At 66.0% G+C, this 21,186-nt stretch carries 21 protein-coding genes, 1 other RNA gene and 1 pseudogene; 8 read left to right on the top strand and 15 right to left on the bottom strand.

What is annotated here, in order from left to right; genetic code table 11:
• Positions 1 to 30: 30 nt before the first annotated feature.
• From A5784_RS14115 to A5784_RS14100, 5 genes and pseudogenes are all read right to left on the bottom strand, one after another.
• Positions 31 to 771: a YwaF family protein gene (locus tag A5784_RS14115; protein ID WP_064945619.1), complete on the bottom strand. Its 741-nt coding sequence runs from the start codon at positions 769 to 771 to the stop codon at positions 31 to 33.
• 83 nt (positions 772 to 854) lie between these two features.
• The gene (locus tag A5784_RS14110) at positions 855 to 1,490 is read right to left on the bottom strand and encodes a cyclophilin-like fold protein (RefSeq protein ID WP_156750554.1); all 636 of its coding nucleotides are present in this window, start codon (positions 1,488 to 1,490) and stop codon (positions 855 to 857) included.
• 109 nt (positions 1,491 to 1,599) lie between these two features.
• Entirely contained in the window at positions 1,600 to 2,733 is a 1,134-nt protein-coding gene (locus A5784_RS14105) for an alpha/beta hydrolase (protein ID WP_064945525.1), read from the bottom strand.
• Between the two features lie 98 nt (positions 2,734 to 2,831).
• Positions 2,832 to 2,933, bottom strand: a pseudogene (locus A5784_RS39165) (IMP dehydrogenase); the annotation flags it as partial.
• Positions 2,934 to 2,944: 11 nt separating this feature from the next.
• Positions 2,945 to 4,222, bottom strand: a complete 1,278-nt coding sequence (locus tag A5784_RS14100) for a multidrug effflux MFS transporter (protein ID WP_082944837.1) — start codon at positions 4,220 to 4,222, stop codon at positions 2,945 to 2,947.
• A gap of 93 nt (positions 4,223 to 4,315) precedes the next feature.
• Here A5784_RS14100 and A5784_RS14095 point away from each other — a divergent pair, with 93 nt between their 5' ends.
• On the top strand, positions 4,316 to 5,173 hold the full coding sequence (locus A5784_RS14095) for a helix-turn-helix transcriptional regulator (protein WP_064945524.1): 858 nt from the start codon (positions 4,316 to 4,318) through the stop codon (positions 5,171 to 5,173).
• Between the two features lie 2 nt (positions 5,174 to 5,175).
• On the opposite strand, the gene A5784_RS14090 is transcribed toward A5784_RS14095, so the two are convergent.
• Complete coding sequence (locus A5784_RS14090) at positions 5,176 to 5,964, bottom strand: cutinase family protein (RefSeq protein ID WP_502687515.1); 789 nt, start codon at positions 5,962 to 5,964, stop codon at positions 5,176 to 5,178.
• Between the two features lie 280 nt (positions 5,965 to 6,244).
• Between A5784_RS14090 and A5784_RS14085 the strand changes: the two genes are divergently transcribed.
• The 3 genes from A5784_RS14085 to A5784_RS14075 all read left to right on the top strand — a co-directional run bounded on the left by A5784_RS14085 (position 6,245) and on the right by A5784_RS14075 (position 10,315).
• Positions 6,245 to 7,468: an MFS transporter gene (locus A5784_RS14085; RefSeq protein WP_064945522.1), complete on the top strand. Its 1,224-nt coding sequence runs from the start codon at positions 6,245 to 6,247 to the stop codon at positions 7,466 to 7,468.
• Positions 7,469 to 7,487: 19 nt separating this feature from the next.
• Positions 7,488 to 8,930, top strand: a complete 1,443-nt coding sequence (locus tag A5784_RS14080; protein ID WP_064945521.1) for an MmgE/PrpD family protein — start codon at positions 7,488 to 7,490, stop codon at positions 8,928 to 8,930.
• A 146-nt stretch (positions 8,931 to 9,076) separates the two neighbouring features.
• Complete coding sequence (locus tag A5784_RS14075; protein WP_064945520.1) at positions 9,077 to 10,315, top strand: D-alanine--D-alanine ligase family protein; 1,239 nt, start codon at positions 9,077 to 9,079, stop codon at positions 10,313 to 10,315.
• 67 nt (positions 10,316 to 10,382) lie between these two features.
• Here A5784_RS14075 and A5784_RS14070 read toward each other — a convergent pair whose 3' ends face one another.
• Positions 10,383 to 11,003, bottom strand: a complete 621-nt coding sequence (locus A5784_RS14070; protein WP_064945519.1) for a hypothetical protein — start codon at positions 11,001 to 11,003, stop codon at positions 10,383 to 10,385.
• Between the two features lie 51 nt (positions 11,004 to 11,054).
• The gene (locus A5784_RS39655; RefSeq protein WP_082944835.1) at positions 11,055 to 12,323 is read right to left on the bottom strand and encodes a PucR family transcriptional regulator; all 1,269 of its coding nucleotides are present in this window, start codon (positions 12,321 to 12,323) and stop codon (positions 11,055 to 11,057) included.
• Positions 12,324 to 12,437: 114 nt separating this feature from the next.
• On the opposite strand from A5784_RS39655, the gene A5784_RS14060 reads away from it, so the two are divergent.
• Both A5784_RS14060 and A5784_RS14055 read left to right on the top strand, forming a co-directional pair.
• On the top strand, positions 12,438 to 13,922 hold the full coding sequence (locus tag A5784_RS14060) for a WS/DGAT/MGAT family O-acyltransferase (protein ID WP_064945518.1): 1,485 nt from the start codon (positions 12,438 to 12,440) through the stop codon (positions 13,920 to 13,922).
• A 32-nt stretch (positions 13,923 to 13,954) separates the two neighbouring features.
• On the top strand, positions 13,955 to 14,551 hold the full coding sequence (locus A5784_RS14055) for a hypothetical protein (RefSeq protein WP_064945615.1): 597 nt from the start codon (positions 13,955 to 13,957) through the stop codon (positions 14,549 to 14,551).
• A gap of 98 nt (positions 14,552 to 14,649) precedes the next feature.
• Here A5784_RS14055 and ssrA read toward each other — a convergent pair.
• Positions 14,650 to 15,018, bottom strand: a transfer-messenger RNA (tmRNA) gene (gene ssrA, locus A5784_RS14050).
• 165 nt (positions 15,019 to 15,183) lie between these two features.
• Between ssrA and A5784_RS14045 the strand changes: the two genes are divergently transcribed.
• Together A5784_RS14045 and A5784_RS14040 are read left to right on the top strand one after the other, a co-directional pair.
• Positions 15,184 to 15,600 (top strand): ester cyclase, encoded by a 417-nt coding sequence (locus tag A5784_RS14045; RefSeq protein WP_232006042.1) that lies wholly within the window; start codon positions 15,184 to 15,186, stop codon positions 15,598 to 15,600.
• 82 nt (positions 15,601 to 15,682) lie between these two features.
• The gene (locus tag A5784_RS14040; RefSeq protein WP_232006040.1) at positions 15,683 to 16,219 is read left to right on the top strand and encodes a TetR/AcrR family transcriptional regulator; all 537 of its coding nucleotides are present in this window, start codon (positions 15,683 to 15,685) and stop codon (positions 16,217 to 16,219) included.
• 96 nt (positions 16,220 to 16,315) lie between these two features.
• On the opposite strand, the gene smpB is transcribed toward A5784_RS14040, so the two are convergent.
• From smpB to prfB, 6 genes are read right to left on the bottom strand one after another with little or no spacing between them, the layout of a single operon-like run.
• Positions 16,316 to 16,801 carry an SsrA-binding protein SmpB gene (smpB, locus tag A5784_RS14035; RefSeq protein ID WP_064945614.1) on the bottom strand — a complete coding sequence of 162 codons (486 nt, stop codon included), beginning with the start codon at positions 16,799 to 16,801 and terminating at the stop codon, positions 16,316 to 16,318.
• Between the two features lie 9 nt (positions 16,802 to 16,810).
• Positions 16,811 to 17,707 carry a permease-like cell division protein FtsX gene (gene ftsX / locus A5784_RS14030; RefSeq protein ID WP_064945515.1) on the bottom strand — a complete coding sequence of 299 codons (897 nt, stop codon included), beginning with the start codon at positions 17,705 to 17,707 and terminating at the stop codon, positions 16,811 to 16,813.
• Complete coding sequence (gene ftsE / locus A5784_RS14025) at positions 17,708 to 18,397, bottom strand: cell division ATP-binding protein FtsE (protein ID WP_064945514.1); 690 nt, start codon at positions 18,395 to 18,397, stop codon at positions 17,708 to 17,710.
• A 45-nt stretch (positions 18,398 to 18,442) separates the two neighbouring features.
• Positions 18,443 to 18,982, bottom strand: a complete 540-nt coding sequence (locus tag A5784_RS14020) for an Rv3103c family proline-rich protein (RefSeq protein ID WP_064945513.1) — start codon at positions 18,980 to 18,982, stop codon at positions 18,443 to 18,445.
• Positions 18,979 to 19,974 carry a mechanosensitive ion channel family protein gene (locus A5784_RS14015; protein WP_029373872.1) on the bottom strand — a complete coding sequence of 332 codons (996 nt, stop codon included), beginning with the start codon at positions 19,972 to 19,974 and terminating at the stop codon, positions 18,979 to 18,981. Before A5784_RS14015 ends, A5784_RS14020 begins: the two co-directional genes overlap by 4 nt.
• A complete protein-coding gene (gene prfB, locus A5784_RS14010; RefSeq protein ID WP_064945512.1) occupies positions 19,961 to 21,070 on the bottom strand; it encodes a peptide chain release factor 2 in 1,110 nt (369 codons plus the stop codon). Before prfB ends, A5784_RS14015 begins: the two co-directional genes overlap by 14 nt.
• Between the last annotated feature and the right edge of the window lie 116 nt (positions 21,071 to 21,186).

Below are 21,186 nucleotides of genomic sequence, written 5' to 3'. Positions count from 1 at the left end.
CGCGAGCTGAGAAAGAGGTTCCTGTTGCGCTCAATCACTCGTTTCTTGCACCGGCAGCCGCTGCTCCGTCCGTCGCCGGGCTCGCTCCCACGGCCACGTCATCAGCGCCCATACGACGAGCACGATCGCGACCTCGGCCACCAGATACACCGGCCACGGGCCCAAGACGTCAAGAACGGAGGCGGTGGGCGGCTTCCTGTTCAGGTAGCCGTAGTTGGTTCCGGTGATCGCGTTGAACGTGAGCGTGACCGCCGCCCATCCGAGGGTCGCGACGATGGCGAAGCGGTAGTCCCGCCACCGCGGTCGCATGCCACGCCCCCAGGTGAGGTAAATGGCCGCCCACACCACGAGTACATGAAGCGTGAAGAAGGTGATGAACAGATGGTGGGGAAAGTCCGGGGCGCCCTCCCGGGCCGTACCGATGTCCGGCGTGATCAGCGCCTGCGAGCTCAGGACGAGACCCCAGAAGTAGGTGAGAACGAACGCCCAATGCCGGTGGGTCCACAGGGCATAGGCCGCGGCGAGCTCGGCGACGTCGCACAACTGCAGCGGCACGGACGTGTCGATGGCGGGGTCGACCAGTTTGTAACCCAGCGCCACGACGAATGCCCCGACGAGCAGCACGGCCAGCCCCCGGCTGAACATCCGGGCCTGCGACGGCGCCTGGCGCCGGCCTGCCACCACCAGAAACGCCGCACCCAGCACAAACACCGCCAATACGGTGCAGTGCGACGGGCCGTAGGCCGCGAACTCACGTTGTGCAGAAAACAGTGCGATCAACTCCCCCGTTGCGTTGCAGGCAGGACCGATTACCCATCATCGCAGGGACGTCACGTCTCGACTAGCCAACTGCGTCAACGGGGCGCGACAGCGATGCTGACCTCGCGGCCATCGAGCTGCCGAATGGCGTCGAGGTCGTCGGTGGAGCCGATCCGGACGAGCTGCCTGGAAAAGCCGAGCGAACCAGTGTCGTAGAAGAACCCGAGATTGCCCCAGGGGATGTAGGAGAACAGGTCTCCGACCTTGGGCGTCATACCGGGGTCGTCGGTGGTGTCGAAAGCCCGCGGAGGATAGGCGATCTTCTCCATTCCATTGAAGTCCTCAAAGGTGAGCGTCATGGGCAGCATCGACACGAAATCCCTCGCTGTGGGCGTGTCCTCGTGGATCGTCACCTTCACAACGGTCGATCCGGCGGTGAAATGCACGACTGTTCCTGTCACGGCGTCCTCCTGGTGGTTCGTCTCATTGGTCGTCTCCGCACCGGGTGATGTTGAAAGCGGCGATGTCTCAGAGCTGGGCCGGACCGCGTCCCGTTTGGAATCGTCTGTGCACCCAGACAGGGCGAGCGCGAGGGCACATCCCGTGACACCGATTAGACGCAGTGGTACAGCAGTCTTTTCGGTCGCGTATGAAAGGGCGAGTCGGCGTTTCACCTTCGTGACCAGCACGGCGGTGTCCATGATCTCGAAGCTGGCGCCTTCGTCGGTCACATCACCGAAATTCATGGTGCCCAGCCCGATTCGGCTCACCAACAGGCCCGACCGGCCTAGATGTGCATAGTCCATTCGGGAACGCTCCTCGTCTCGTTGTGGCCGCTCGTCAGGACAGGTGCCGGGCGTAGAACCCGGTCAGGCGATCGAACGGGATCAGCTCGACCCGGTCGTACAGGTCCACATGTCCGGCACCGGGAACCAGGACGAGCTCCTTGGGTTCGCCGGCGAGCCGGTAGGCGTCCTGACTGAATTCCAGAGAATGCGCCTGATCGCCTGCGACGAACATCATCGGACGTGGCGAGATGGTCTCGATCTCGTTGAACGGGAAGTAGTTCAGGAACCGCACATTGCTGGTGAGGGTCGGATGCGTGGTGGTGTTGGAGCGGTGTCCGCGCGCGGTGCGGTAGAAGTCGAAGAACTCCCGGTCCACCGCGCTGGACTGCTCGGTGAGGTGTTCGGGGGTACCGCCGGTGAATTCGGTGCGGCCACCGGCGAACTCGACGTCGCGCTGCGCGGCAGCCCTGGCCAGCACCTCGCGGCGCTGCTCGAGGGTCACGGCACGCCGCAGACCGAAGCGGTTCGCCGCGCCCATGTCGTACATGCTGACGGTGGCGACGGCCTTGATGCGCGGGTCGATCTTGGCGGCGCTGATGACGTAGCTGCCGCTGCCGCAGATGCCCAGGGCACCGATCCGCTCCCGGTCGACGTAGTTCAGGGTACGCAGGTAATCGACTCCGGCGCTGAAGGATTCGGCGTAGTTGTCCGGGGCGACGAGGTTGCGCAGTTCTCCTTCACTGTCGCCCCAGTAGGGCAGGTCGACAGCGAGGGTGACGAAACCGTGCTCGGCGATCTTCTGCGCGTACAGGTTCGCCGACTGTTCCTTGACCGCACCCATCGGATGGCTCACCACCAAAGCCGGGTGGCGATCCGCCCGGTTCATGTCCTTGGGCACGAACAGGTTTGCCGACAGCCGCTGGCCGAACTGGTTGCCGAAGGTGACGTGGTCGGCGGTGACGTGTGCGCTGACGAAGAAGTTGTCGGCGCCCTTGGACGTGTCGCCCGGCGGCAGGTCGGCGTCGGGTCGCGGCAGGGCCGCCGAGCCGCTCGGGGGCGCCGCGGCGGTACCGCCGTCGGCATTCGAGCAAGCGGCCGCACCGAGCAGGCCGGCGGCGGCCGCACCGAGCCCGGCGAGCCGCATCATGCCGCGCCTGCTCAGGCGCGGGTCTGGAGTCTGCGTCATATCGGCTTCCTTCGATGGCGTTGTGTCAGAGGGTGAGCAGCACCTTGGTGGCGCGCCGTTCATCCATGGCCCGATATCCCGCCGCGGCGTCCTGCAACGGCGGTGACTCGGATGATGGCGTCGGTGGGTTGCCCGATCGTTGGGTCCGGTCGATCCTCGACACGGACGTCTCCAGGGGCGTACATGATGACTCCACGCATGGTGGTTCCTCTCAATGTTGTTCAGAATGTTCATGTTTCGTCCGAGTGAGTATCCGCAGCGCGACCACGGACAGCACCGCGAGGACCGCTACGATGGCCGCCATCGGCACCGCGGTTTCGGTACCGCCCAGACCGGCCAGTGGTGCGATGGCACCGGCCATGCACCACTGCAGGAACCCCAGCAGCGCCGAACCGGTGCCCGGGTGCTCCGGCACGGCATCGGAGGCCAGCGCGCCGGCGTTGGGGCCGACCAGGCCCTGGGCGGTCATCAGGATGAAAAACCCACCCAGTGCCACCGGCAGCGGCATGCCGAACCAGATCGCACCGACCAGCAGCACCACGCCCGCGAGGGCGCTGGCCACCAGACCGGCGGCGACCACCTTGCGGGTGGACACCCGATTGGCCAGCCGAGCGGCAGCCAAGGTGGCGACGGTCAATCCCACGGCGTTGAACGCGAAGTCGACCGAGTACACCATCGGCGACAACCCGTTCATCGATTGCAGCACGAACGCCGACGTGGCGACGTAGGCGAAGATCATGCCCATCGAGGAGCCGAACACCAGCAGGTAGCCGACGAACGAGCGGTGGCGCAGAACCGCTTTCGTCGTCCCCGCGATGTGGCTGAGCCCGCCGCCGTGGCGCTTGTCGACGGGCAGCGTCTCAGCCACGCCGACCGCCACCGCGAGGAACATCAGCGCGGCCAGCGCGGCCACCACCCAGAGCGACACCCGCCAGTGGGAGAACTGCAGGATCACCCCGCCGAGCAGCGGGCCGACGATGGGCGCGATCCCCGACACGCCCGCCACCATGTTCATCGCCCGCACCAGCTCAGCGCCACGGGTCAGATCGACGACGATCGAACGGGCGATCACCATGGCCCATCCCCCGCCGAAGCCCTGCACCATTCGCGCCAGCATCATGACCGCGATGGTCGGGCTGAAAGCGCATACCGCCGATGCGACGGCCAATACGGCCAGCGACACCAGAAGTGGCATCCGACGGCCGATCCGATCGGACGCCGGCCCACCGACCAGCTGACCCAGAGCCATGCCGACGAAGAACGTCGTCAACGTCAACTGCACCTGCGTCGCGGACGCCCCCAGATCCCGACCTACCAACGGGAACGCCGGCACATACATATCCGTGGCCAACGGGGCGATCGCGGTGATCAGCACGATCGTGCTCAACACGGCGGCGCTCAACGCCATCGGCGCGCGCCGGCGGGTATCGCGCGACTGGTCGGTGGTCGGGGTCATCGGGGTCCTCTCGATGTCGATATCGAGATCCATGCAACCGCCCCGGAAACCGGTGAAGAAGTCTCTGTCGTGAGGTGTACTCGCAGGGCACCCCTGGCGTCGCGGTTCAGCGGTAGCGTCGAATCGGTGAACAACAAGGCCGAGGTGCGCGAGTTCCTGACCTCTCGCCGAGCGAAACTGTCCCCCGCCGATGTCGGCCTGCCCGACGTCGGCCAGCGGCGTGTGCCGGGGCTGCGCCGCGGTGAGGTCGCCGCCCTGGCCGGGGTGAGCATCGAGTACTACGCCAAGCTGGAACGCGGTGGCATTGCCGGCGCGTCATCGTCGGTGTTGGAAGCGATCGCCCAGGCGCTGCGGCTCGACGACACCGAGCGCGCCCACCTGTTCGACCTTGCCCGCGCGGCCGACGGCATCCCGACCTCCGGCCGGTCCCGCCGTCGGGCGAGCAAGCCGGGCGCGTGCCGTCCCAGCCTGCAGTGGGCGCTGGAAGCCATCACCGACGGTGTGGCCTTCGTCCGCAATCAACAGCAGGATCTGGTGGCCACCAATGCACTCGGGCGGATCTTCTACTCCCCGCTCATCGGCGACGGGGGTCGTGTCCCCAACCTCGCGCGCTTCCAGTTCCTCGACCCGGCCGCACGGGACTTCTATCCCGATTGGGAGCTATTCGCCCACATGTGTGTGTCGATCATGCGCGCCGAAGCCGGCCGCGATCCGCACGACCGCGGCCTGCAGGACCTCGTCGGCGAACTGTCCACTCAGAGCGAGACGTTCCGCCGCCTCTGGGGCACGCACGATGTCCGCACCCACGGCGCCGGAACGAAACGGTTCCAGCACCCCGATGTGGGCGAATTGGCTTTGGCCTACGAAGAACTCGCGATCACCGCCGAGCCGGGACACGTGCTCATCATCTACACCGCAGAGCCCGGTTCGCCGTCGGCAGAAAAACTCCAGTTACTCGCATCGCTTGCCGCGACCCGGATCTGAGGTCAGCGGACCGCCGAGACCCAACTCAGATCGGGCGGCGGCGAAGCGGGCCCCGACGTCGACGCGTCAGAGCCGGGCGCCTGCACGCCGCCGTACCCCGGTTGCGGGCCGTGCACCGAGGTGTCAGGGCCGTATCCCGGCAGCGGGCCATACCCGGGCAACGACTGCCGGGACCCGCCCAGCAGCTTGTCGGCGACGAACGCCGCAGCCTGGTCGGTGTACAGCGGGACGTAGCCCTCGGTGTGTCCGCTCCAGGCGTTGCCGGGGCCTGGGTGACAGATCGGGTCGCTGGGATTACACAGGTCGATCGCCTTGGCACCGAGCAATGCGCTATGGGTCGGCAGTGCCTGGTCTGTGCGGGTGGCCACATCACCGAAGGTGGCGACTGCCGCGACGTTCTTCGCGTACTCGGCAGGTAGCGGATCACCCCAGTTGATGCCGCCCACAGGAACGCCTGCCACGATGTCCATCACGCTCGCGCCCTGCGAGTAGCCGCCCAGGACGATCTGGGTGTCCGGGCAGGACGACACCGTGGACTTGAGGTGCGAGATCGCGTCCTTGGCGCCGTCACCACCGTGTAGCTGCAGCTTGCTGGCCTTGTAGTTCACCGCGTACGTCGCGATGTTCAGGCCGGTCTGCTTGCGCAGCGAATCGACGAGTGCGTCACCGACCCGGCCGAGACCGGCAGGCTCATCGGTACCGCGCGCGAAGATGACCTCGGCGTCGGCACAGTCGGTGGCGGACGCCACCGGCAGGTTTGCGGTGACCAGCGAGACGCCGGCCGTCAACAGTGCAGCAGCGCCAAGCCCGACCCAGCGACCACTTGACCGCGCACTGCCCGTCCAGGGGCTACGTATGCGGCGAGAAAACACGACTCAATCTAGCGCGTAACCGCAAAGGATCAACTCCGCGTTGCCACCGGCCGCGGCCAGGGCACCCGGCTTCGGTGAGCGAAATGCGCAAAAGCCCGTAATTCGCGCATTGCGCGGGTTGCGCACACAAGCGCGCCAGGCGTGCCGCCGGAGACATAACTTCGCCGCAATCGATGTCATCTCGACTGAAGGCGTGGTCATGAACACCATCTCCCAGAGCCGCACACAACCTTGGGTCGGGCACCGCCGGGGGTCGGCCGAGTACCGCCGCCTGCTGGGGGCATTGTTCTGCGCGGGGATCGCAACGTTTGCCCAGCTGTACTCGCCGCAGGGCGTGCTGCCGCAGATTGCGACCGACCTGGGCATCGGAGCGGCCAGCGCGGCACTGATGGTGTCGGCCTGCACGATCGGCCTGGCCGTCGGAGTGATCCCCTGGTCGGTGATCGCCGACCGCGTCGGCCGGGTGAAAGCGATGTCGGTATCGGTCGTGACGTCGAGCGTGCTCGGTGTCCTCACGCCGTGCGCACCCAGCCTTCACCTGTTGCTGGCCGGACGGCTGCTGCAGGGACTCCTGCTCGCCGGGGTGCCCGCCATCGCGATCGCCTACCTCACCGAAGAAATCGCCGCCGAGCACGCGGCGCGGGCGGCAGGGACCTTTGTGTCCGGGACCAGCATCGGCGGGCTGCTGGGCCGGGTCGTCGCCGGCCCGATCACCGACGTCGCGACGTGGCGCATCGGCATGATCACCGTTGCCGTCCTGTGCGCGGCCGCGGCCGCGGGCTTCGTCAAACTCGCGCCGCAGTCACGCGGTTTCATGCCGGCCCGTGGCCTCGGCGCCAATCCAGAGGGCACGCTGACCCACCGCCTGCTGGTCAATCTGCGCTCACCACGCCAGCTGACGTTGTTCGCCCAGGGATTTCTCCTCATGGGCGGATTCGTGGCCATCTACAACTTCCTGGCCTTCCGGCTGACCGCAGCGCCCTATCACCTGCCGGGAACAGTGGTCAGCCTGATCTTCTTCGCCTACCTGGCGGGCACCGGAGCATCGACCCTCGCGGGTGCCCTCGCCACCCGGTTCGGCCGCAAGGCAGTGCTCCTGACATCGATCGCCATCATGATCACCGGAGTACTGATCACGTTGTGCGCCAACCTGTTTCTGATACTGATCGGCCTGGTGGTCGCCACCGTCGGATTCTTCGGCGCTCACGCGGTCGCCACCGGGTGGGCCGGTCGCGGGGCCACCGCCGGCAAGGCCCAGGCCTCGTCGCTCTACAACCTCTTCTACTACGCGGGATCGAGCATCGTCGGCTGGTTCGGCGGCATCGCGTTGACGTCGGCAGGTTGGCCCGGCGTGGCGCTGACGGTGCTCATTCTCGCCGGTATCGCGGTGGTTGTCGCCGCATTCTTCTTACCCCGCAACTGATTCCAGGAGAGCATCCACGATGAACACAGCGATCACAACCGGCCTTCCAGTGCAGCCGGCGACCGGACAATATGCGCCCGCCGACGGGTTCAGCCGCGAGGTCATGGCCGCGTACGAGAATTGGCGTTATTCGCATCTCCCCGCGCCGGTGGTGCAACGAATCAAGCTGTTCGTGCTCGACACCCTGGGCGTGATCGCTGCCGCCGCCGAAGCCCCCGGCATCCCGGAGGTGAACCGTCTCCTACTGGGCTGGGAGGGTGCGGGCCCCTCGACGGTGCTGCTCGGCAAGGGCCGCGTAGCACCGCCGACGGCCGCGCTCGCCAACGGCGCAGCGGCGCACGCGCTGGATTTCGACGACAATCACGATCCCGGCCGCGTACACGCCTACGCCGTCATCCTGCCCGCGGTGATGGCCGCTGCAGAGGCGCGGGGCGGTGTCAGCGGCCGCGACTTCATCGCAGCACTCGCTACGGGCGTGGAGCTGCAGGCGCGACTCGGACTCACCGCGCCCCACAGCATGTCCCGCGGCTGGCATCCGACCACCGTCATGGGCGCGCTCGGCGCCGCGGCGGCGGCCGCGCGGGTGCTGGACCTGCGCGCCGGCACGTTCTCCGACGCCGTCGGGCTTGCCTTTCATCAGGCCTCGGGCACCCGGCAGGCGCTGAACGACGGCGTGCTGGCCAAGCGACTCGGAGCGGGCTTCGCTTCACGCAACGGCACGGCCGCGGCGTATCTCGCCGCAGCGGGGTTGACCGGACCGACCCGGTTCCTCGAGGGAGATGCGGGCCTCTTCCGGCTGTACGAGGCCGGCGATGTCCTGCCTGACGCTCTCTTACAGGATCTGGGCCGGCGGTGGGAGGTCATGTCACACAGCATGAAGCCCTATCCCTGCTGTCGCTGCACCCACAACTCGATCGCCATCGGCCAGGCGCTGCGCCGAGAAGGCTTGGGCCCGGCGGACATCGAGAATGTTGCCATCGGCATGAGCGAGGTGAACACCAAGATCGTCGGCGAACCCTACGACGTCGCCCGGGACTCGACGATCCACGCCCAGTTCAGCGCCTGCTATTGCTTTGCGACGGCGCTCATCCACGGCCGGGTCGATGTGACCACCTTCCAGCGGCCGCAGATCACGGATCCCGTCGTAAGTGCCCTGGCGGCGCGCACGCGCGTGGTGGTCGACGATGCGATAGCGCCCGGCGCCATGTCACCGACCCGGGTGAGCATCCTCTGCCGGGACGGTCGGCGCATCGAACGCTTCCTGGAGTTCATGGAGGGTAGCCCGGAGCAACCGATGACCGAGGACGAAGCGGTCGCCAAGTTCTCGGACTGCCTACAGATGGGGCTCGGCGCGACGCCGTCCGAAATCGACCGCCTCGCAACACAAATCCTGAACTTGGAGACGTGCACAGACGTCAGCGAAGTCATCGCCGCGTTCCCGGGCACGCCGCAGCCGCGCTGAGCGCAATGCACAAAAGCCGAAGATTGCGCGCTTGTCGGGGTTGTGCGCACAAGCGGGCCAGGGCCGCCGAAAGAGCCGTAATTTCGGTTCTGCAAGGTCACATCAAACCACCGATACCAAATATCCACTCACACAGGAGAACTCGAATGAACACAGCTGACGTACGGAGCACCGGCGACATCATCACGGCGAATGCGCCTGCGTTGTCGGGTAAGCCGATCGCGGTGCTGCACCAAGCCGTTACACCACCGTCGTTGGGCGGAGCGGTCAAGCCTTCCAACCCATTCGGATACCGGGATTCATCCGCAGACATCGCGTTTGCGTTGGCGCAGGCCGGCTGTGACGTGCTTACTCCGGTGGGCAACCCGCGGCCCGACGTCGACGCGGATTGGACGTACCCCGACACTCTCGAGGGCATCACCCAAGCCGTCTCCGACGGAGCTGCGGTCTTGTGGGCCAATACCAGCTTGTTCGACGAACATCCGTTGGCCCACTTCGGTTCTCGCGACGGGCTGTACGTCGTTGGTCAGCCACTGGATGTGGTCGAGAAGTTCGAGGACAAGAACGTGTGCCAGGCCGCCATCAGCGCTATCGGCGTCCCGGTACCGGTGCAGGCCCTCGTCAACGTCGAGATCGGACCGGCGAAAGGGCAAGTCGAGTCGGCGGTTTCGACGAAAGGACTGTCCTTCCCGATCATCGTGAAGCCCGTCCGTGGCCGAGGTAGCGCCGGTGTCAAGGTCGTCGACTCGGTCGCCGACGCCGCAGAGCACATCGAGTCGCTCGTAGGGCCGAAGTTCGGCGGCAAGTTCCTCATCGAGGAGTACCTGTCCGGTCGGGAGCTGGCAGTGACCGTGATGCCGCCGGGCATCTATGAGACGGCCGACGGGGTGCGCCACGAAGCCACCCACTGGCCACTTCCGGCGATCGAGCGGACCGGACACCACGGTGGCGTGATGCCGTTCAGCGGGGTGGTGCCGATCCAGTCGAACAGCAAGCCTGCGGGTGACGATGATCAACTCCGCGAATTCGGCAGGCACGCCGTGCGAGTCGCGCAGTTCCTCAAGGCCACTGCGCCGATCCGCATCGATTGCCGAGAAGACGCCGACGGCGTCATCAAAGCCATCGATATCAACATGAAGCCCAGCATGACCGGCCCGGGCCGGCCCGGTCGGGAGCAGATGATCAACCTGTCGGCCATGTCCGGAACCGAGATCGGTTGGAGCTACACCGAGTTGCTTGCGGCGATAGCGGTCAACGCGGCCCCTGTCCAGAGGATCACGCGGCCGTCGGTGCACGGGCGTCCTCGCGCTCTGCGACAAGCCGCGTTGCCGGCAAGCTCCGCCATGGCGCGCCTGGCATGCCATCGCTCGACACGTACGCGGTGACGGACAACCGAGCCGGAGGCCGCGTGTGGGGGTATCCCACATGCGGCCCTCGGGTGGGGCCGATCCGTCAGACCATCGGCGGCGGGCTGGCAGCCGGACCCAGCAGATCGGCGCTGGTGTTCGACGACGTGCGGCGCCACCGGCCGTACAGCGGCAGGTCTCTCATCGACTCGCCGGCCGGAAGCGACCATCGTCGTGCGATGAACCGAACGACGGTCCGCACGTATCGGGTCGTCTCGGAGTACCAACGCCATTCGTACAGGCGGCCGGTGTGCAGCCATTGCGCGAGCGCCTCGGATTCCACGCCCTGCAGATATGGCCGCACCCACGTCACCATCACCCATGCCCGGGTCGCGGCCTCGGCGGGAAGCTGGAAGGTCCACTCGATCGGATCGTCACCCGCCGCCATCGTGTGGCGCACCGCGGGCCGTCCCGGCTGGGCATCCGTGTCGGCTGTCCCGAACAGGTGCATCGTCACGTTGTGAAAGACGCCCGGCCCGCCCACTTCGAAGCGCACGCAGTAGACGTCGGCGCAGTCATCGTGGTGCGCGCCGAACGCGACCAGCCCGCCGACGGCGACATAGCGGGAGAACACCAACTGGCTTCCCACCATGACGAACCGGCGCACCGCCAGCAGCACCGTCAACGTCGCGACGGTCAGCGCGACGACACCCCACACCAGGTCCACTCGCACAGAGTGACAGAGCCTGGCCGGGAAACCGGTGACAACGCTCCGGCGTCAGGGTGATGGCAGCACTGCTTCGGCCAGCACGAGTGCCAGGCGAAGTTCGAGCGTGCGCGTGTCGAGCGACCTCCCGAGCAGCGCCTCGGCCCGATGCAGCCGATAGGCCACGGTGTTTTCGTGCACGTGGAGGCGTCTGGCCGTCCTGCCCCGATTTCCGCTCTCGTCAAGGTAGGTACGCAGTGTGGTCGTCAGCCGACGGGTGGTCTCGTCTGCGGCGGTGAGTGGACCGAGTTCTCGCTGGACGAATCGACGTGCCCGCTCGAGGTCCGTCGTCGCCAGCGAATGCAGAGCAATGTCATTGAACCGAGTGATCGTGCCTTCGTCCCGACAGAGGAGTCGTGCCATGCGCTCGGCATCGAGAGCTTCGCTGTGGCTCTCGCGAAAACCCGCCAGTCCGCGGCCGGGTTCGCCAATCGCAACTCGTACCCCCGGCGCCAGGGCTGACCGGAACCGCACCTGGTCGAGCACGCCTGTCGGGACCTCCGTCGTGGTGCTGATCCAGGCAGCGATCGATGACGTGCCGCGCGGCTGCACCAGCGGGTGGGGGCTGCCGACAGCCTCGGCGACGTCGCGGACCGCCGACTCGAGCATGGCCAGCGAATCGCGGCCATCCTCGGCAACCGTCCGCCAGGCAATCGCTGCGATATGAACTCGCCGTAGGTCGCGACCCAAGCGCCGGTTAGCCGCATCGACGTCGACGAGCTTGCCCGACAGGATGGCATCGATCGCTTCGGCCTGGCTGGCGGCCGCAGACCGCAACCACCGTTCCCGCTCCGCGGTGTAGAGCTGCTCAGCCAGACACAGCGCGGTGTCGACGTAGCCGAACATGGCCTCCGAGCAGAGTTCACCCGCCCGGTTCAGTTCCTCGGCGCTGACGGCATGGCGGGTCAGAATGGCGGTGACGTGCTGCGCGGTCGCGGCATGGGCAATCCGGTAGCTGCGCATGAGCGTGGTCAACGGTATCCCCCGCCGCATGCTCTCCACCGCGTACACCGCCGTGGCCCCGGGCAGCTCGACAGGTTCGGCCCCGGACAGCAGGCTCTCGGCGAAATCGCGGATGCTCGCCTCGGTGCTGGCCCGATTTGCCGCCACGGCTTCCGGGCTGTTCAGCAGGTCCGGGAGTCGTTCAGCAACGTGGCCGACGACCGACTCGGAGATTTCACAAACCCGCTCGGCCAGTTCGATGGCCGTCTTCTGCACGACCGTCCCCCACAGCCGCCGATCGCCCTGACCGCGGGCGTCCCCAGCCCGGGACGGTTCCATGGCGGCAACGCTAATCGCCGGATCCGCCACATTTAGCGCCTTTGGACAAATGCGGCTCGCACTGCTGGCTGTGCCAGACAAGCGCCGACAGGACCGTCTCGCAAAAATCTACGCATGCGGCAGTTGACCAGTCTCGACGCTCAGTTTCTGGCCATGGAGAACGACCGGCTCCAGGGACACGTCAGCGTACTGGGTCTCTACGACACCGAGACGGCCTCCGGGCAGCTACTCAATGCCCAGCGCATTCGCGAGGTGATCAGCGAACGAGCGCATCTGCTGCCGACGTTCCGGTGGCGGGTGGCCCCGGTCCCGTTCCATCTCGACTACCCGTACTGGGTCGACGACGGCGCAGTCGACGTCGACTACCACGTACGCGAGATCGCGGTTCCCGCACCGGGCGACGACCGACAACTCGCCGTGCTCGTGGCCGACCTCATCGGCCGCCGTCTCGATCGTCATCACCCGCTGTGGGAGGTCTACGTCATCCACGGGGTCGCCGACGGTGGCGCGGTCGGAGTCCTGACCAAGATGCACCACGCGGCAGTCGACGGAGTCTCCGGCAACGAGGTGATGAGTATCTTGCTCGATGACACCCCCGAGGCTCGCGACTCCGGTCCGGCGCCGGCGATGCCCGCTGAGCGCTATCCGTCCGAACTGGAAATGCTGGGCCGCGGTGCGCTCGGCATGCTGCGTCAGCCGTGGCGGGTGCTGAGCGGCGCTCCCACAGCCCTGCAACATCTTGACGACGTACCGACCATCCGGGGTCTGCCCGGTGTCAAGGCGGTGGCACGGACCAGCCGCGGGCTGGCCCGCCTGGTCCCGGGGATGACCGGAACGACGGTGCCGGGAAACGACATCGTGGCACCGCAGACGCGGTTCCAAGCCCGCGTTTCCGCCCATCGCCGGGTAGCCTTCGGCTCGGCATCGCTCGCCGACGTCAAGTTCGTCAAGAACGCCTTCGGCTGCACCGTCAACGACGTGGTGATGGCCATGTCGACCGCCGGGCTGCGCGCCTGGCTGCTCGACCAGGGCGAGCTCCCACACGAGCCCCTGGCCGGGTTTGTGCCGATATCGGTTCGCACACCCGAACAAATGGGCACGTTCGGCAACCGGGTCTCGGTCATGCTCACCGAATTGCCCACTGACGCAGCCGATCCCGTGGAACGGCTGCGCCGCATCAACATCAGCATGAGCGCGGTCAAAGAGAGGCATCGCGCGATCCCAGCCTCGCTGTTGCTCGACGCCAACCACTTCATCCCACCGGCCCTCTTCGCCCAGGCCGCCGCAGCCATGTCCCGGCTGATCGGGGTGCGCGGTGTCAAACAGCCGGCCAACATCATGATTTCCAACGTGCCCGGCCCGTCTTCGCCCAAATACCTTGGCGGAGCGCGTCAACGGGCTCAGATCCCGGTGTCCGGCGTGCTCGACGGCATCGGGATCAACATCACCGTGATGAGCTACCTCGACGCGCTGGACTTCGGGGTGGTGGTCGACCGCGAACAACTCGACGATCCGTGGCCGGTCCTGAATGCCCTGCTGGCCGGGCTGGCTGAACTCGTCGACGCGGCAAAGGCTCACGAATCCCAGCTGGTCGAATGATCGACCCGTCAACCACCCGAGAGGAACACACCGTGACCCGATTCGACATCACCGAAACCAACATCGCCGTCCGGCGCCTGATCGAGACGACGGAAAACCCACGCCATTGGTACCTGCTACAGGCATACGACCGGCACCGCAACCTGGAGATGGCCGGCCGCTACGAGGAGATCTTCGCGCCGGAAATGACTGTCGAAGAACCCGTCTACCACTTCTGCCATCTCGGCCGCTCGTTCACCCTTCACGGCGCCGAAGCCGTGCAGGCCGTCTACCGCACCTGGACCGAAACCGCCCAGTGCGTCTTCTACGCGCACGATGAGTTGCTGGCCGTCAGCGACAACATGGTCGTCTCGACGTCGACTCTGTACCAACAGACCCCGGGAGTGGTCCTCGCCTCCGAGGGGGTGCCCGTCGATCCCGACGCGACCTATCTGGTGAAGAGCGCCGAACACATGATCTGGCCATACGACGACCGGGGCCGGCTGATCGGGGAGGACGTCTGGGAATACGACGAGACCGCCCGGGAGATCATCGCCTTGGATCCCGCCGACGTGTTGACCGTCGAGCAGTCACGCAAGCTGCTCGATCCGCTCATCAACCCGCTTCCCGACAACCCCTTCCTCGCCTAGCGCCGGCAGGCTTTGCCGCGGCAACCCCGCCCCTGTTCGGGTAACTGCTGGGAAAGAGAAAACAGGCCAGGGATTGGATCCCTGGCCTGCATCTTCGGTTGTGGAGCTGCCGGGAATTGAACCCGGGTCCTACGGCATGTCGTCGAGGCTTCTCCGTGCGCAGTTCGCTATGTCTCTACTCGGATCTCTCAGTCACGCGAACAAGCCGAGATGACGATCCCAGTCGCTGTTTGATGTCCCCATGGATTCCGCGACCGAACCCATGGGTGGGTCCCTCTAGCTGATGCCAGGGTCCGGGCCGAGGGCGCTCCCGGTCTGACAGACCAGCCGTCGCTTAGGCAGCGAGGGCGTAGTCGCGCTGATTGGAATCGGCGCTTAATTGGTTGCAACGACGCTTACGGTGGTCTCTTGCCTGCACCGGCACGCTTCCCTTGATTCGATGCGCGAAGTCGAAACCGATCAGCCCCTCGCATCCCCGCCGACGTTCGGCAGGACAGTCAATAGTACGTCATGCCCAACGGCGAATGCCAAGCCATTATTCCCGCGATCTGGACAACTATCTATAGATGAGACTACTGTCTCATTAAGCGATAGCAGTATCACTGAGGCCCGGGAAGGAGTCGACGGTGAGCATGTCCCGTGCACACATGGACTCGAAGATCGACGAGCATTTCGCTTTCGAGGCCCGCGACGATGTGGACGGCGTGCTGGCCACCCTCGCGCCCGACGTCGAGCACGACATCGTCGGCTGGCCGGCCGGCCCGTCATACGGCCGCGCAGGTGCCCGCGATTTCTACGAGTCGCTGTTCGCCGATCTGTCCGACAGCAAGGTCGAATGCCTGCGCCGGCTCTACGGCGATCGATTCGTGGTCGATGAATCTATGTGGCGGGGAACCGCGCCGGGCACGCCTTTCGGTCTCGAAGGCAGGGGCCGCCCACTCGAATTCCGGCTGTTGCACGTCATCGAATTCGCCGACAGCGGAGACATCGCGCGCGAGAACGTGTGGATCGATCTCGCGGCGATCATCCGACAACTACCGCAGGATTGACGTGGCGGGCACCGAATCGGTAGGACGCCCGAATCAGCGGAGCCGAACCCGAAAAGACCTGTTGCGGGCGGCATCTCACCTTGTGAAGCACGGACGCCAGCCGAGCCTGGAGGACGTCGCCGAGGAGGCGCGGGTGTCGCGTGCGACGGCTTACCGCTACTTCTCCAGCGTCGAAGCGCTGCTCGTCGAAGCGGCCGTGGACGTCGGCGTCCCCGAACCCGACGAACTGTTCGGCGACGACGAGCCAACCGACCCCGTCGCGCGAGTACAACGCGTCGACACCGCACTGCACGACGTGATCCGCGACAACGAGGCGTCGCTGCGAATGATGTTGGTGCACAGCCTGCAACGCAACGTGAAGGGCGACGACGACGACCTTCCGCGGCGCCAGAATCGTCGCCTACCGTTGATCGAGGCCGCGCTCGCTCCCCTGCGCGATCAATTGCCGCCCGCCACCGTCGACACGCTGTGCAAGGCGCTCGCCCTGATCATCGGCACCGAGGCGATGGTTGTGCTCGACGACGTCCTGCAGGTGGACGACGCGGACGCGCGGACAGTCAAGCAGTGGGCCATCCAAGCGCTCGTGGACGCGGCATGCACTTCAGTCGGCAGAACGTAACGCTCACTGTCGACGAGCGTGCGCAGAATGCTGACGAAATGTGGCGTGGCGGGCGACAGACACGCACGGTCGCGGTGCGAGGGGCGCGGTGCTGGGCTACATACCTTTGGCGCGCCGGCCGAGTTCACGGGTGATCTCGCGGTCGGCGTCCCGCTTGGCCAAATCCTGGCGCTTGTCGTGCGCCTGTTTGCCTCGGGCCAACGCCAGCTCCACCTTGACTTTGCCGTCGGAGAAATACATCGACAGCGGCACCAGCGTCAGATTGCCGTCGCGGATCTTGCCGATGAGATTGTCGATCTCCCTGCGGTGCAGCAGCAGCTTGCGATTGCGGCGCGGCGCGTGGTTGGTCCAGGTGCCGTGGTGGTACTCGGCGATGTGGACGTTGCGCAGCCAGATCTCGCCGTCGTCGACGGTGGCGAAGGCGTCGGCAAGCGAAGCCTGCCCCTCGCGCAGGCTTTTCACCTCGGTGCCCATCAGCGCGACGCCGGCCTCGTAGGTGTCGAGGATCGTGTAGTTGTGCCGCGCCTTGCGATTGCTCGCAACGATCTGCTTGTTGCCGGCTGGGCTGGACTTCTTGGTCACCACGACGACCTACCTACGGACATACAGCCGCAGAGTGACATATGCGGTCACGCCTGCCATCGCCACGCCGACGAACAACAGGATCGGCGAGATGTACAGGATGTCCGCATAGTCCACCCTGGCGATCAGGTTGGCTTGATAGAACTGGTTGAGCGCGCGTTCCAGGAACGCCGCCCGCACGATGAGCAGCCCGACGACCGAGATGACCACGCCGATGAGGGCCGCGAGCATCGCCTCGACCAGGAACGGCAACTGGGTGTACCAGCGGGTGGCGCCCACCAGACGCATGATGCCGATCTCGGTCCGCCGGGTGTAGGCGGCCACCTGCACCATGTTGGCGATCAGCAGCACGGCACCGATGGCCTGCACCAGCGCCACCGCGAACGCCGCATTGCTCAGGCCGTCGAGCACCGAGAACAACCGGTCGATCAGCTCTTTCTGATTGAGCACACTGCGCACGCCTGGCTGCCCGACCATCGACTTGTCGAAGTCGGCGTGCTGCTCGGGATTGTTCAGCTTGACGATGAACGACGCCGGGAACGCGTCCTTGCTGGCGACATCCTTGAACTGCGGGATCTTGCGGATGGCGTCCTGATAGGCCTGGTCGCGGTCGAGGAAGCGCACCGACTTGACCTGCTCGGTGTTCTCTTCGAGCTTGCTGCGCAGCGCCTTGCACGGGTCGGCATCACAGTTCGGGTCGTTGGCCGACACGTCGTCGGTCAGGAACACCTGGGTCTCGACCCGGTCGAGATAGATGTCGCGGGACTGGTCGGCCAGCCGCACCACCAGCAGACCGCCACCGAACAGCCCGATCGAGATGGCTGTGGTCAGGATCATCGCAACGGTCATCGTGACGTTGCGACGAAGCCCGGTCAGGACTTCATTGACAAGAAAGCCGAAGCGCACTTAGCGATCCATTCCGTAGACACCGCGCTGCTCGTCACGAATCAGCCGGCCGAGTTCGAGTTCGACGACCCGCTGACGCATCGAGTCGACGATGTGATGGTCGTGGGTGGCCATCAGCACCGTCGTTCCGGTGCGGTTGATCCGCTCCAGCAGATCCATGATGTCCTTACTGGTCTCCGGATCAAGGTTTCCGGTCGGCTCATCGGCGATCAGCACCAGCGGGCGGTTGACGAAGGCGCGGGCGATCGCCACGCGCTGCTGCTCACCACCGGAGAGTTCGCTCGGGAGCCGGTTGGCCTTGCCGGACAACCCCACCATCTCCAGCACGTCCGGCACCACCCTGTTGATCACCTCGGCTCGCTTGCCGATGACCTCGAGGGCGAACGCCACGTTCTCGAACACCGTCTTCTGCTGCAGCAGCCGGAAGTCCTGGAAGACGCAGCCGATCACCTGCCGCAGGCTCGGGATGTGCCGGCCCGCCAGCTTGTTCACATGAAACTTGGAGACCTGGATGTCCCCGGCAGACGGCGTCTCGGCCGCGAGCAGAAGGCGCATGAACGTGGACTTACCCGACCCTGACGGGCCGATGAGGAACACGAACTCACCCTTGTCGATCTTCAACGAGACGTCGTCCAGCGCGGGACGCGCTGACGACTTGTACTGCTTCGTCACGTGGTCGAGGGTGATCATCACGGCACGCCAGTGTAGCGGTGAGTACGCAAAGGCCGGGTCACGCTACGGCTGCGGTGTCGGAGCAGCAGGTTGCTCGCCGACCTGCGCCGGTTGCTCGGCAACGGGCGTGGGCGGTTGCCCCGGCGTCGGAGTCGGCGCCGGTGGGGCCATGCCCGGCAGGATCGGCAACGTGATCGGCGGCAACGGTCCGGGACCGTCCGGATCGACCACCGTGGTGCGCGGGCCCGGTGACGGGGACGTCGTGGTCGGGCTCGTCGTACTGGTCGTCGGACTCTCGGTGGTGGTCTCCGGCGTGGTGGTTTCGGTCGTCGTCGTCGGCGTGGTGGTCGTCGTCGTCCGATGCGTCGTCGGCGGGGCCACATTGGTGCGCGGCACCCACGTGTAATCGGGGTCGGGCACGAATCCCGGTGGCGCCGTCGGCGTAGGCGTCGGCGGCCGATAGGCCTGCTGCACCCAGAACAACGCCACAAACGCCACCGCCAGCACCACCGTCGATGTGCGTAGCCGACCAAGCCGCTTGGGCCAGTACTTGACCGCGACGGCCTTGATCGCCGCGAACTGCGAGGACATGTCGATTTTCATGACGTCGTCTCCCGGGCGGGTCGTCCGGAAGGTGTCTGCTCGGCCCCGGGCACTGTCGCCGGATGCGGGATCGACTCCACCGTGGGCGTCGCGCCGTCGGTGGGCGTGACCACCCCGGCGCGCCGCAGGGCACGCACGACGCGGACCCGCAGCCGCCGACCGACCTCGAACTGCTTGCCGGGCAGAGTCCGGGCGACCATGCGCAGGTTGACGGTGTCCAGCCCGATGCTCTCCACACCCATGAGCTGCGGCTTGTCGAGCAGCAGCTTGGACAGTTCCTCGTCATCGGCAGCCTTGTCCGCCACCTCGTGCAAGACGTCGTTGACGGCGTTGAGGTCCGCACTGGCCGGCACCGGGATGTCGACCACCGAGCGGGCCCAGTCCTTGGAGAGGTTCAGCGACTTGACGATCTGCCCGTTGGGCACGGTGTACATCTCGCCCTCGGAGGACCGCAGCTTGGTGATCCGCAGCGTGACATCCTCCACGGTGCCCTCGGCCTCATTGGCCGCCGCGATGGTCAGCCGGACCAGGTCACCGAAGCCGTACTGCTTCTCCGTGATGATGAAGAAGCCGGCCAGCAGGTCCTGGACGATGCGCTGCGCGCCGAAACCCAGCGCAGCACCGATCACCGTCGCGGGCGCAGCCAACGACACGATCGGCACCGCCAACACATCGCTGACCTCGACGAGCACGACGACGAACAGCATCGCCACCGACACCCAGGAGATCACCGATGCGACGGCCTGCCGGTGCTTGGCGCTCTCCGAGCGCACCAGCTGGTCGCTTTCCTCATATTCGGCGTCGATGCGCCGCACGAATCTCTGCGCAGCCCAGTTGATGAAGCGGGCCAGCAGCAACCCGCCGATCAGCAGCAGCGCAATGCGCAGACCCTTGGTCAGGATCCATACACCGAACTCGCCGTGCCAGAAGTCATGCCAGCGCTGAGCCATCGGATAGGCCAGCACTGTGGCGGCCAAGTTACTCGTCGTCATCTTTTCTGTTGCGCCACCTGATTCCCGCTTCCAGGAATCCGTCGATGTCTCCATCGAGTACCGCGGTCGGGTTACCGACCTCATACTCGGTGCGCAGATCCTTCACCATCTGATAGGGCTGCAGAACATAGGACCGCATCTGGGTTCCCCAGGAACTTCCGCCGTCGCCCTTCAGCGCATCCATCTCGGCGCGTTCCTCTAACCGCTTACGCTCCAGCAACTTTGCCTGGAGAACCCGCATCGCCGAAACCTTGTTCTGCAGCTGCGATTTCTCGTTCTGACAGGTGACCACGATACCGGTCGGGATGTGGGTGAGGCGTACCGCCGAGTCTGTGGTGTTCACCGACTGCCCGCCCGGGCCGCTCGAGCGATACACGTCGACGCGGAGGTCGCCCTCGGGAATCTCGATGTGGTCGGTGGTCTCGACCACAGGCAGCACCTCGACGTCGGCGAACGAGGTCTGGCGTCGGCTCTGGTTGTCGAACGGGCTGATCCGCACCAATCGGTGGGTGCCCTGTTCGACCGAGAGCGTGCCGTAGGCGAACGGCGCGTGCACGGCGAACGTCGCGCTCTTGATGCCCGCTTCCTCGGCGTAGGACGTGTCGAAGACCTCGACCGGATACTTGTGCTGCTCGGCCCAGCGGATGTACATCCGCATCAACATCTCGGCCCAGTCGGCCGCGTCGACACCGCCCGCGCCGGACCGGATGGTGACGACCGCTTCGCGCTCGTCGTACTCACCCGAGAGCAGCGTACGGACCTCCATCTGCTCGATGTCCTCGCGCAGCTTGTTGAGCTCGGCGTCGGCCTCGGCAACCTCCGACTCGCCGCCTTCTTCGGCGGCCAATTCGTACAGCACGGGCAGATCGTCGAGGCGGCTGCGCAGCTCCTCCACCCGGCGCAGCTCCCCCTGGGCATGCGACAGCTCGCTGGTGACCTTCTGCGCACGCGTCTGGTCGTCCCACAGCTTCGGGTCCGACGCTTCCTGCTCGAGTTTGGCCACCCGGTCACGCAGGCCGTCCAAGTCAAGCACCCGCTCCACCGTCGTCAGGGTGGTGTCGAGTGCGGCGATATCGGCTTGACGGTCTAGATCCACGACAGTTGAGGTTACCTGTAGCCGGTTCGAGGAAGTTATCGCTGACCGGCGGCAGCTCCACGGATCCGCGTTTACAGTCGGGGTGTACCCAGCCCAGCTGTGTCGCGACAGCCCCT

Source organism: Mycobacterium sp. 852013-50091_SCH5140682, assembly GCF_001665685.1.
In the GTDB taxonomy this organism is placed as follows: domain Bacteria; phylum Actinomycetota; class Actinomycetes; order Mycobacteriales; family Mycobacteriaceae; genus Mycobacterium.
Note: the sequence above shows the minus strand (reverse complement) of the source record. Positions and strands in the feature narration are given on the sequence as shown.